The 10,948-nt window shown below is 72.9% G+C and carries 14 protein-coding genes; 7 read left to right on the top strand and 7 right to left on the bottom strand.

The features are described 5' to 3' along the window. Position 1: 1 nt before the first annotated feature. Positions 2-1,201, top strand: a complete 1,200-nt coding sequence (locus FE634_RS05825; protein ID WP_137294134.1) for an ABC transporter ATP-binding protein — start codon at positions 2-4, stop codon at positions 1,199-1,201. Between the two features lie 72 nt (positions 1,202-1,273). On the opposite strand, the gene FE634_RS05820 is transcribed toward FE634_RS05825, so the two are convergent. Further along, the gene (locus FE634_RS05820) at positions 1,274-1,906 is read right to left on the bottom strand and encodes a DUF1707 SHOCT-like domain-containing protein (protein ID WP_148240415.1); all 633 of its coding nucleotides are present in this window, start codon (positions 1,904-1,906) and stop codon (positions 1,274-1,276) included. A 68-nt stretch (positions 1,907-1,974) separates the two neighbouring features. On the opposite strand from FE634_RS05820, the gene FE634_RS05815 reads away from it, so the two are divergent. Next, positions 1,975-3,681 carry a fumarate hydratase gene (locus FE634_RS05815; protein ID WP_138875340.1) on the top strand — a complete coding sequence of 569 codons (1,707 nt, stop codon included), beginning with the start codon at positions 1,975-1,977 and terminating at the stop codon, positions 3,679-3,681. Positions 3,682-3,758: 77 nt separating this feature from the next. Here FE634_RS05815 and FE634_RS05810 read toward each other — a convergent pair whose 3' ends face one another. Together FE634_RS05810 and FE634_RS05805 are read right to left on the bottom strand one after the other, a co-directional pair. After that, complete coding sequence (locus FE634_RS05810; RefSeq protein ID WP_137294137.1) at positions 3,759-3,947, bottom strand: hypothetical protein; 189 nt, start codon at positions 3,945-3,947, stop codon at positions 3,759-3,761. Positions 3,948-4,000: 53 nt separating this feature from the next. Then, complete coding sequence (locus FE634_RS05805) at positions 4,001-4,855, bottom strand: SDR family oxidoreductase (protein ID WP_138875339.1); 855 nt, start codon at positions 4,853-4,855, stop codon at positions 4,001-4,003. 95 nt (positions 4,856-4,950) lie between these two features. On the opposite strand from FE634_RS05805, the gene FE634_RS05800 reads away from it, so the two are divergent. Further along, the gene (locus tag FE634_RS05800; RefSeq protein WP_137294139.1) at positions 4,951-5,310 is read left to right on the top strand and encodes a winged helix-turn-helix transcriptional regulator; all 360 of its coding nucleotides are present in this window, start codon (positions 4,951-4,953) and stop codon (positions 5,308-5,310) included. Here FE634_RS05800 and FE634_RS05795 read toward each other — a convergent pair. Further along, entirely contained in the window at positions 5,300-5,782 is a 483-nt protein-coding gene (locus FE634_RS05795) for a DoxX family protein (protein ID WP_262347597.1), read from the bottom strand. The two genes, FE634_RS05800 and FE634_RS05795, sit on opposite strands and share 11 nt — an antisense overlap. 180 nt (positions 5,783-5,962) lie before the next feature. Here FE634_RS05795 and FE634_RS05790 point away from each other — a divergent pair, with 180 nt between their 5' ends. After that, entirely contained in the window at positions 5,963-6,646 is a 684-nt protein-coding gene (locus tag FE634_RS05790; RefSeq protein ID WP_138875338.1) for a spermine/spermidine synthase domain-containing protein, read from the top strand. Between the two features lie 39 nt (positions 6,647-6,685). Here the strand turns inward: FE634_RS05790 and FE634_RS05785 are convergent, their stop codons facing one another. The 3 genes from FE634_RS05785 to FE634_RS05775 are packed head-to-tail and all read right to left on the bottom strand — an operon-like array spanning position 6,686 to position 8,164. Continuing rightward, entirely contained in the window at positions 6,686-7,249 is a 564-nt protein-coding gene (locus FE634_RS05785) for an NAD-glutamate dehydrogenase (protein ID WP_137294141.1), read from the bottom strand. A 22-nt stretch (positions 7,250-7,271) separates the two neighbouring features. Continuing rightward, on the bottom strand, positions 7,272-7,781 hold the full coding sequence (locus FE634_RS05780) for an SRPBCC family protein (protein WP_138875337.1): 510 nt from the start codon (positions 7,779-7,781) through the stop codon (positions 7,272-7,274). Next, positions 7,778-8,164: an ArsR/SmtB family transcription factor gene (locus tag FE634_RS05775; protein ID WP_137294143.1), complete on the bottom strand. Its 387-nt coding sequence runs from the start codon at positions 8,162-8,164 to the stop codon at positions 7,778-7,780. Before FE634_RS05775 ends, FE634_RS05780 begins: the two co-directional genes overlap by 4 nt. A gap of 107 nt (positions 8,165-8,271) precedes the next feature. Here FE634_RS05775 and FE634_RS05770 point away from each other — a divergent pair, with 107 nt between their 5' ends. Genes FE634_RS05770 through FE634_RS05760 form a run of 3 tightly spaced genes read left to right on the top strand, consistent with a single transcriptional unit; the run spans position 8,272 to position 10,921 of the window. Next, positions 8,272-9,624: a class II fumarate hydratase gene (locus FE634_RS05770; RefSeq protein WP_137294199.1), complete on the top strand. Its 1,353-nt coding sequence runs from the start codon at positions 8,272-8,274 to the stop codon at positions 9,622-9,624. Between the two features lie 2 nt (positions 9,625-9,626). Next, positions 9,627-10,325, top strand: coding sequence for a class I SAM-dependent methyltransferase (locus tag FE634_RS05765; protein WP_262347657.1), 699 nt, complete (start codon positions 9,627-9,629; stop codon positions 10,323-10,325). Beyond that, positions 10,322-10,921 carry a class I SAM-dependent methyltransferase gene (locus FE634_RS05760; protein ID WP_138875335.1) on the top strand — a complete coding sequence of 200 codons (600 nt, stop codon included), beginning with the start codon at positions 10,322-10,324 and terminating at the stop codon, positions 10,919-10,921. The genes FE634_RS05765 and FE634_RS05760 overlap by 4 nt, the downstream gene beginning before the upstream one ends. Positions 10,922-10,948: the final 27 nt, after the last annotated feature.

Below are 10,948 nucleotides of genomic sequence, written 5' to 3'. Positions count from 1 at the left end.
AATGGCTGCTATCGACATGAAGAACATCGTCAAGAAGTACGGCGACGGCTTCCCGGCCGTGAACGACGTCAGCATCGACGTCCAGGACGGGGAGTTCATGATCCTCGTCGGCCCGTCGGGGTGCGGCAAGTCGACCCTGCTGCGGATGATCGTGGGCCTGGAGGACATCACCTCCGGCGACATGATGATCGGCGACAAGCGGGTCAACGACCTCGCGCCGCGTGACCGCAACCTCTCGATGGTCTTCCAGAACTACGCGCTCTACCCCCACCTGACGGTCTACGAGAACATCGCGTTCCCGCTGCGCCTGGCCAAGACGCCCGACGCCGAGGTCGACGAGAAGGTCCGGGCGGCGTCGAAGACGCTGGAGCTCGACGAGCACCTGGAGCGCAAGCCCGGCAACCTGTCGGGTGGTCAGCGCCAGCGGGTCGCGATGGGCCGCGCGATCGTGCGCGACGCCGACGCGTTCCTCTTCGACGAGCCGCTGTCGAACCTCGACGCCAAGCTCCGCGGTCAGATGCGCAGCGAGATCGCGCGGCTGCAGAAGCGGCTGGGCATCACCACGGTCTACGTCACCCACGACCAGACCGAGGCGATGACGCTGGGCGACCGGGTCGCGGTCCTCAAGCGCGGCATCCTGCAGCAGCTCGCCACGCCGCGCGAGCTGTACGAGAACCCGGGCAACCTGTTCGTCGCGGGCTTCATCGGGTCCCCCCCGATGAACTTCCTGCCGGCGACGGTCGAGGGCACCTCGGTGAAGCTGCCGTTCGGGTCGGTCGAGATCCCCGCAGACAAGGCCGAGAAGGCCCAGGGCAAGGGCCTGCTCATCGCCGGCATCCGTCCCGGTGACTTCGAGGACGCCTCGGTGGTCGACACCGACCGCACCGGCTCGACGTTCCGCGCGAAGGTCGACGTCGTGGAGTGGCTCGGCAACGAGGCCTACGCCTACCTGCCCTTCGAGGCCCCGCCGGAGGTGCAGGAGCAGCTCCAGCAGCTCGAGCGCGACCTCGACGGCGAGTCGCTGCGCACCCAGCTGGTCGTCGGGCTCGACGGCACGAGCCGGGTCGCCGCCGGCGACGAGGCGGAGATCTGGGTCAACACCAAGAAGATCCACCTCTTCGACCCGCAGACCGGTGAGAACCTCACCGTCGACAAGGAGAACGCCGGCCGGCTCGAGTCGCGGGCCCTGAACACGGTCTGAGCGACCCCGCTCCCACCGACGCGCCGTACCCGCTCCCCGGAGCGGGTGCGGCGCGTCGTGCGTGCGGCGTCCTCAGTGCAGGCGGTGCGGTTCGCGACCCGGCGGCAGGTCGTCGCGGTGTGGCTTGCGGGTGACGCTGATGCCGCTCCAGAACGCGAAACCCCTGACCCGCAGCACCGGGGAGTCCGCGGTGAGCTCGGCGCCGACCTTGTCCGAGGGCCCCACGAAGGCACCCATGATCCCGACCCCCTCCACGATCACCTCGACCTCGGGACCGACGACGATCTCGGCGCCGCCCATCACCGCGCTGATCGTCAGCACGCTCTCGGGCCCGGCGAAGCGCGCCTCGCGGAAGTCGAGCGTGGCACCGCCCATCACGCAGACCACGGTCATCGACGCGGGCGCGGTCCACACACCCTTGCGCTCGAAACCGCTCATCACCGCGATCCCGCGCAGCGGGCCGGGGTCGGCCACCGGGGAGCCCGACGACGCCCGCCGCACCACCGGGGTCGACGTCGAGGGCAGGTCCTGCGTCAGCGGCACCAGGTCGGCGTAGGTGCGGGCGCCGTAGGCGGCGGCGAGCCGCTCGTCGAGCTCCTCGAGGTCGATCCGGCCCTCCCCCGCCGCCTGGCGCAGCTGCTCGGCGACGGCGTGCCGCTCGTCGTCGGAGATGCGCAGCTCGGGGCTGCGGTCGGCGTCGTCCACCCGGCCAGCCTAACGGCGCACGGGTCTCGGCGTCCGGGTCCGCGGGGCGGCACCTACGATGGCTGCTCGTGAGCACCGACGCCGAGTTCCTCTACTCCGACCTGCTGCCGACGGGCGCCGACGAGACGCCGTACCGGCTCGTGTCGACCGAGGGGGTCTCGACCGTCGAGGTCGACGGACAGACGTTCCTCAGGGTCGCGCCGGAGGCGCTGCGGCTGCTGACGTCGGAGGCGATGCACGACATCAGCCACTACCTGCGCCCCGCGCACCTCGCCCAGCTGCGCCGGATCATCGACGACCCCGAGTCGTCGGGCAACGACCGGTTCGTGGCGCTCGACCTGCTGAAGAACGTCAACATCTCCGCCGGCGGCGTGCTGCCGATGTGCCAGGACACCGGCACCGCGATCGTGATGGGCAAGAAGTCCGAGGGCGTGCTCACCGGGGTCGACGACGCGGAGGCCATCTCGCGCGGCGTCCACGACGCCTACACCAGGCTGAACCTTCGCTACTCGCAGCTGGCGCCGCTCACGACGTACGAGGAGCGGAACACCGGCACGAACCTGCCGGCCCAGATCGAGCTCTACTCGACGCCGGGGGGCCCCGGGAAGGCACCGGAGTACAAGTTCCTCTTCATGGCCAAGGGCGGCGGCTCGGCCAACAAGTCGTTCCTGTTCCAGGAGACCAAGGCGATCCTCAACCCGAAGCGGATGCTGAGCTTCCTCGACGAGAAGATCCGCTCCCTCGGCACCGCCGCCTGCCCGCCGTACCACCTGGCCGTCGTCATCGGGGGCACCTCGGCGGAGTTCGCCCTCAAGACCGCCAAGTACGCCTCCGCGCACTACCTCGACAACCTCCCGACCGAGGGCTCGGCGAGCGCGCACGGGTTCCGCGACCTCGAGCTGGAGGAGCAGGTCTTCGAGCTGACCCAGTCGTTCGGGATCGGCGCGCAGTTCGGCGGCAAGTACTTCTGCCACGACGTCCGCGTCGTCCGGCTGCCGCGCCACGGCGCCTCCTGCCCGGTCGCCATCGCGGTGTCGTGCTCGGCGGACCGGCAGGCGCTCGGCAAGATCACCTCCGAGGGCGTCTTCCTCGAGCAGCTCGAGACCGACCCGGCGCAGTACATGCCCGACGCCGGCGTCGCCGACGACATCGCCGGCGGCGAGGTCGTCCAGGTCGACCTCCACCAGCCGATGGCCGACATCCTCGCCGAGCTGTCCCGGCACCCGGTCAAGACCCGGCTCTCGCTGACCGGTCCGCTCGTCGTGGCCCGCGACATCGCCCACGCCAAGATCCAGGAGCGGCTCGACGCCGGCGAGGGCCTGCCCGCCTACCTCAAGGACCACCCCGTCTACTACGCCGGCCCCGCGAAGACGCCGGCCGGCATGGCCTCCGGCTCGTTCGGCCCGACCACCGCGGGCCGGATGGACTCCTACGTGGAGGCCTTCCAGGCCGCCGGCGGCTCGATGGTGATGCTCGCCAAGGGCAACCGGTCGAAGGTCGTCACCGAGGCCTGCGCCACCCACGGCGGCTTCTACCTCGGCTCGATCGGCGGGCCGGCGGCCCGGTTGGCCCAGGACTGCATCCGCAGCCAGGAGGTCCTCGAGTACGCCGAGCTCGGCATGGAGGCGGTCTGGAAGATCGAGGTCGAGGACTTCCCCGCCTTCATCGTCGTCGACGACAAGGGCAACGACTTCTTCACCGACCCCTCGGGCACCGTCACGGTCCCGCTGAGCTCGCTGGGCGTGCCGGGAGTCCGGGTCCGCAGCGCCGAGTGACGCCGGTCGGTCCACCGACCCGGGGCCGGCCCGACGCGACGTCGCGACGTAGCGCCGACCCGGCTGGGCGGCCGTGCCTAGTGGGTGTCCTCGTCGGCGTGCGGGTTCGCGTTCGGCCCGGCTTCCTTGAGCTCGTCCGGGGCCGGCGCGTCGGGGTTGCCGGCCACGCCCTGGCTGTCGTCGATGGGGGTGTCGGCGTCGTCGGCGTCCATCTTCTGGACCTGCGAGACCTGGCCGTCGTCGTCCCCGGGCTTCTTGCTGTTCATCGCTCCACCGTGGCAGACCGGGGCATCGCCCCGGTCCACCCCGACGGTAGGACTCAGACCAGCGCGCGGAGACCGTCGACCAGCGGCGTGGTCGGACGTCCGATGAGGCGCGACAGCGTGCCGTCGGCGTCACCCAGGACGCCGTCGCGGATACCGGTGTCGATGCCGGCCACGAAGCCGGCGGTGCCGGCGTCGAGGCCGACGCCCTCGAGCAGGGCGACGTGCTCGTCGGTGCTCAGCTGCTGGACCGCGACCTCGCGGCCGAGGACCTCGCCGAGGGCCGCCGCGAGGGTCGGCTGGTCCCAGGCGACGTCGCCGCCGAGCTCGTAGACCCGGCCCGCGTGCCCGTCGGTGGTGAGGACGACGGCCGCGGCCTCGGCGAAGTCGGCCCGCGCCGCGCTGGCCACCAGCCCGTCGCCGGCGCTGGTCGCGAGCACGCCGGTCGAGCGGACGGTGTCGAGCGCCTGGGCGTAGTTCTCGTGGTACCAGTTGTTGCGCAGGATCGTCGCCGGGACGCCGGCCGCCTCGATCGCCTCCTCGGTGGCCCGGTGTTCGGGCGCGAGGACGAAGTCGGCCTCGCGGGCGTGCGGGGCACTGGTGTAGACGAGCAGGTCCACGCCGGCCGCCCGGGCGGCGTCGACGACGGTGGTGTGCTGCGCCACCCGCTGGCCGACCTCGCTGCCGGAGATGAGCAGCACGCGGTCGACGCCCACCAGCGCGGCCTCGACCGAGGCCGGGTCGGAGTAGTCGAGCGCGACCACGTCGAGGCCGCGCTCGGCGTACGCCGCCAGCCGGTCGGGGGTGCGGGCACCGGCCCGGACCTCGGCCGGGGCGACGCCGCGGTCGAGGAGCGAGTCGAGGACGAGGCGGCCGAGCTGGCCGGACGCGGCGGTGACGAGGAGAGTCATGGAGGTTCCTTTCGTGGACGGTTCACGGGAGGAACGACCACTCCCGCCTGATACTTCCCCGTTGCAGGTACCCACCTTTTGGTAAGGTGGTGGCCGTGCTGAGCCTGCGAGAGATCCGGGGCGACGAACCCACGGCGTTCACCGACGGGTGCCCCACCCGCGTGGTGCTCGACCACGTCACGAGCAAGTGGGGCGTGCTCGTGCTGGCCGCCCTCGCCGAGGGCACCCTGCGGTGGGGCGAGCTGCGCCGCACCGTCGACGGCATCAGCGAGAAGATGCTGGCCGCGACCCTGCGGACGTTCGTGGCCGACGGCCTCGTCGTCCGCGACGCGCAGGCGACGATCCCGCCGCGCGTCGACTACAGCCTGACCCCCCTCGGCCGCGACCTGGTGGAGGCGATGTCGCCGCTCCTGGGCTGGATCGCCGCGCACGCCGACGCGATCGTCAACGACTGACGCCGGCCGCCACCTCCGACCCGGCCGCCTGCGACGCCGGCGCGCCGGTACGGCCGAGCACGAGCCGGTCGAGGGAGAGCCGACCGGCACCGGTCGCGGCCAGGGCCAGACCCGCGGCACCGAGCACCATCACGAGCTCGTAGCCGCCCTCGTTGGCGAAGAAGGCGTCGCGGTGCACGTACCAGAACGCACCGGCCATGTCGGCGGCGACGAGGACGCCCACCAGCGGCGTGAGCGCCCCGACGAGGAGCAGCACCCCGCCCACGAGCTCGACGCCGGTGGCGTAGGCGGCCGCCGCACCGGGCAGCGGGATCCCGAGGGCCTCGAAGCCGTCGGCCGTGGCGCCGAGGCCCTGACCGTCGAGCTTCTGCCAGCCGTGGGCGATCATCACGACGCCGAGCGCGACGCGGAGCACGAGCAGCCCGACGTCCTGGGCGCCGTCGGTGGGGCGGATGCCGAACAGGGTCTTCACAGTGGTCCTCCGAGCAGGTGGTTGACGTTTGCACGAGGCTAGGAACACCGTCTGAGGTCAGGATGAGAGCAGCGTGACCGGCACGTGAGGAAAGCCGGGACCTCCTGGCCGCACCCCGCGGTGGGCGAACCCGGACCCGGGGTGGAACCCTGGGACCGACCCCGACCGGTGGAGGCACCCGTGGAGCACGTCGAGATCGCCCGAGCCGAGTCCGAGCGCGGGGAGCTGGTGCTGCGCGAGCGCCGTCCCGGCTCCGACGACGCCGGCGCGCCCACCGCGCTCGAGCTGCGCGCCAACGGCGTCTTCGTGATGGACACCCGCGAGGTCGCGACCGAGCAGGCGCTCGCCACCGCCGCGCTCGCGGTGGTCGACGACCCGCGGGCGGTGGCCGTCGGCGGCCTCGGACTCGGGTTCACCATGCACCAGGTGCTGGCCGACTCCCGCGTGGAGACGTGCGCGGTGGTCGAGGTCGAGCAGGCGCTCGTGGACTGGATGCGCGACGGCACCATCGCCCACGGCCCGGCCCTGCTGGCCGACGCGCGGGTGAGCGTGGTCGTGGCCGACATCGCGGTCGCGGTCGCGGAGGCCCGGCCGGCGTCCTACGACCTGCTGCTGCTCGACGTCGACAACGGCCCCGGCTACCTCGTCCACGACGCGAACGCCGTGCTCTACGAGGCGCCGTTCCTGCGGAGCGTGCGCGCGATGCTGCGACCGGGCGGGGCCGTCGCGGTGTGGTCGGCCGCCGAGGCACCGGACCTGGAGCGTTCGCTGGCCTCGGTCTTCACGACGACGCGCAGCGAGAGGCACGACGTCCGGCTCCAGGAGCGCGACGAGCACTACTGGCTCTACGTCGGCGTGGTCTGAGCCGGACGCCGGCCGGTCGGGACCGGCCGCGCGCCCGCGTCAGGGCCGCGGGCGCGGAGCCGACGCCGGGACCGGGTCGGCCGGCACGACGACGACGTTCTCGTGCGCGCGCTCGCGCACGGCGCTCTTGATCTGGTCGAGGTTGTTGCGGAGCAGGTCGGCGACGAGCTCGTCCATCCGCGGGTCGCTCAGCATGTCGATGAGCACCCGCATCACCGTCTCGGACACCTCCGAGACGATGGTGTCGTAGCCCGGGAGCCGGCTGACGATGCGCGCGTTCGGGTCGGAGCGGACCTTCTCGGCCACCATCGCCTTGATCTCGTCGTGGTTCTCGAGCAGCGCGTCGGAGATGTTCTTCGTGTAGTGGCCGGTCTGGATCACCGCGGCCACCTCGTCGAGCACCACGATCGTGAGCGGCCGCTTGATCAGCCCGAGCGCCCGCATCGAGAGCCGGCTGGCGCGGTCGACGGCCCACGGGCGCCGCATCCCCAGCCGCACCAGCACCCCGCCGACGATGGCCGCGAGGACGGAGCCGCCGAGCAGCACGCCGAGCACGAGGAGCAGCACCTGGAGGGTGCTCAGGTCTTCCAGCCAGCGCGACATGCGGCGAGCCTAGTGTCGTGGGTCAGTCGCGGAACATCTCCCGGTAGTCCTCCTCCATCGCGGGGTGGTAGTCGCCGAAGTCGAGGGCGGCGACGTCGCCACCGCTCTCCGCGGCGACCAGCCGGTCGAGGTACCACTCCCAGCCCGGGCCGACGCCGCCGGCCCACGACGCGTCCGGCACCGACTGGCTGAAGGTGAGGGTCGTGGTGCCGTCGACCTCGACGAGGTCGAGCGTGAGGACCCACGACTGCTCCCCGCCCTCGGACGACGAGGTGACGGCCAGGTGGCGCGGCGCGTCGCAGGCGTCGATGGTGAAGGTCTCCGCGGCCACCTCGTCACCCTCGGCGTTCATGCGGAACCGCACCGAGCCGGAGGCCGGGTCGCCGGTCCAGGTGCCGATCCAGCGGGCCAGGCGGTCGGACTCCGTGACCGCCGCCCACACCGACTCGATCGGGGCGCGGAAGGTGCGGTCCAGGACGACGCTGTCGTGTCCGCGCCGGGTCTCCCGGCGTCCGGTGGGGGTGGCGCTCATGCGGTCTCCTCGTGCGGGTCGGGGGTGGTGCGGGATCGGTGGGGGGCCTCGGCGCGGTGGTCGCGGACCGTGCGGCGGACCTCGAGGTCGAGACCGTCGAACCCGTCGAGCAGGCGCTCGTCGAGGCGCGGCGGTGGGCGGAGGTCGTCGAGGAGGCCCTGGAGCGGGGCGAGGCCGGCGGGGTCCAGCGCGTAGTGGCGCTCGCGGCCCCGGTCCTCGACCGTCGCGAGCCCGGCCTCCACGAGCAGGCGCAGGTGCCGGCTGACGGCGGGCCGGCTGATCGAGCGGGACGCCGCGAGGTCGACCACCCGGGCCGGGCCGGCGAGCAGCGAGCGGAGCAGCTCGCGACGGACCGGGTCGGCGACGGCGGAGAACGGGTCCACGACTCATTGGTAACTGATCGGTTACGATTCTGTCAAGGACGAGAGGTTAGGTTGGCCTGGTGAACGAGCAGCCCCCCACCGACGCCGTCCGGATCGAGCACGACTCCATGGGTGAGGTCGAGGTTCCCGCCTCCGCCCTGTGGCGCGCCCAGACGCAGCGCGCCGTCCAGAACTTCCCGATCAGCGGGACCCCGATCGAGCCGGCCCTCGTGCACGCGCTCGGCCACGTGAAGGCGGCGGCCGCCGTCGTGAACGGCGAGCTCGGCGTCGTCGACGCCGCGGTCGCCGAGGCGGTGGCCACCGCCGCCCGGGCCGTGGCGGCCGGCGAGCACGACGCCGAGTTCCCGATCGACGTGTTCCAGACCGGGTCGGGCACGAGCAGCAACATGAACGCCAACGAGGTCATCGCCTCCCTCGCCGCGCGGGCCGGGGTCGAGGCGCACCCCAACGACCACGTCAACGCCAGCCAGTCGAGCAACGACACCTTCCCGACCGCGATCCACGTCGCCGTCACCCTCGCCGTCGTCGACAGCCTCGTCCCGGCCCTGGGCACGCTGGCCGGCTCCCTCGAGGCGAAGGCCGAGGAGTTCGGCGGCCTGGTGAAGTCCGGTCGCACGCACCTGATGGACGCCACCCCGGTGATGCTCGGCCAGGAGCTCGGTGGGTACGCGGCCACGCTCCGGTACGCCGTCGAGCGCCTCGAGTCGGTCCTCCCCCGCGTCCGCGAGCTCCCGCTGGGCGGCACCGCCGTCGGCACCGGGATCAACACCCCGCCCGGCTTCGCGCCCCGCGTGATCGAGGTGCTGTCGCAGGCCACCGGCCAGGACTTCACCGAGGCCCGCAACCACTTCGAGGCGCAGGGCACCCGTGACTCGCTGGTCGAGCTCAGCGGCGTGCTGCGCACGGTCGCGGTCGGTCTCACCAAGATCTGCAACGACCTGCGCTGGATGTCGTCGGGGCCGACCACCGGGCTCGCCGAGATCCACCTCCCCGACCTCCAGCCGGGGTCGAGCATCATGCCCGGCAAGGTCAACCCGGTGCTGCCCGAGGCCACGCTCATGGTCTGCTTCCAGGTCGTCGGCAACGACGCCGCCGTGACCGCGGCCGGCGCCAGCGGCAGCTTCGAGCTGAACGTCGCGATGCCGGTCATGGCCCGCAACGTGCTCGAGTCGGTGCGGTTGCTCTCGACGTCGACGACCCTGCTCGCGCACCGGTGCGTCGACGGCATCACCGCGGACGCCGACCGGATGCGCCGCTACGCCGAGTCCTCGCCCTCGGTGGTCACCCCGCTCAACAAGCACCTCGGCTACGAGGCCGCCGCCGCGATCGCCAAGCAGGCGCTCGCCGAGGGCCGCACGATCCGCGAGACCGTGCTCGCGCTCGGGTACGTCGAGCGCGGCGAGCTCACCGAGGCCGAGCTCGACGCCGCCCTCGACCTCGAGGGGATGACGCACCCGTGAGCATGACCGATCGCGACCACGTGCACGAGCAGTACCGCACGGAGGTGCACCTCGAGGTCCGTCAGTCCGTCTGGCACCCGACCCGCGAAGGGCGCGACCCGGCCACCGAGGCGCTGGCCGCCGTCGTCGCGGCCGCTCCCCGGCGGGTGCTGGAGATCGGCTGCGGCACCGGCGCCTTCGCCGGCCGCCTCGCGAACGCGCTGCCCGACGCCGAGGTCGTGGCCGTCGACCAGTCGGCCCGCCTGGTCGAGCTGACGGCGTCGCGCGGCGTCGAGGCCCGGGTCGCCGACGCCCTCGACCTGCCGTTCGCCGACGACGCCTTCGACGCGGTCGCGGCGATGTGGATGCTCTACCACCTGCCCGACCTGCACCGGGGGCTCGCCGAGGCGCGCCGCGTGCTGCGACCCGACGGCATCCTGGTCGCGGTCACCAACGGCGACGACCACCTCGGCGACCTGCGTCGCGAGGCCGGCGGCGCCCCGCTGCACACCCAGTTCTCGAGCGAGAACGGGGAGGCCGCCCTGCGCGAGCACTTCGACGTGGTGACCCGCGACGACCTCAGCACCCGCGCGTTCTTCGCCGACCACAACGCCGCCGTGGCCTACCTGGCGTCCTGGCCCGACGACGTCACGTGGTCGCTGCCGCCCTTCGAGGGTCCGCGCGAGTACGCCGGCCACGTGACCGTCTTCGTGGCGCGGTGAGCGGGCCCGACGACCACCGGACCTACTGGGACGGCGAGGCCGAGCGCTTCGACGACGAGCCCGACCACGGGCTCGGCGACCCGGCCACCCGGGAGGCGTGGCGCCAGCTGCTGGCCGCCCACCTGCCCGCGGCACCGGCCGACGTCGTCGACGTCGGGTGCGGCACCGGCACCCTGGCCCTGCTCCTCGCCGACGCCGGTCACCGCGTGCGCGGGGTCGACCTCGCGCCGCGGATGGTCGAGCGCGCCCGCGCCAAGGCGGGCGACGCCGGCCTCGACGTGCCGTTCACCGTCGGTGACGCCGCCGACCCGCCGTACGAGCCGGGCTCGACCGACGTGGTCCTGTGCCGGCACGTGCTGTGGGCCCTGCCGGACCCGGCCTCCGCGCTGGCGCGCTGGACGGCGCTGCTGCGCCCCGGCGGCCGGCTGGTGCTGGTCGAGGGCCGGTGGCACACCGGCGGTGGCCTGACCGCGGCGGAGTCCGAGCGCCTGGTCGGCGCCCACGTGGGCGACGTGCGCGTCGTCGCGATGCCCGACGAGGTGTTCTGGGGCGGGCCGATCACCGACGAGCGCTACCTGCTCGTCGCCCGCACCTAGGCGGACGCCCCGGCCCTGCCGCACCGA

Origin of the sequence: Nocardioides sp. S-1144 (assembly GCF_005954645.2) — a bacterium.
Taxonomy (GTDB): Bacteria; Actinomycetota; Actinomycetes; order Propionibacteriales; family Nocardioidaceae; genus Nocardioides; species Nocardioides dongxiaopingii.
This window is presented reverse-complemented; position numbering and strand designations above follow the sequence as displayed.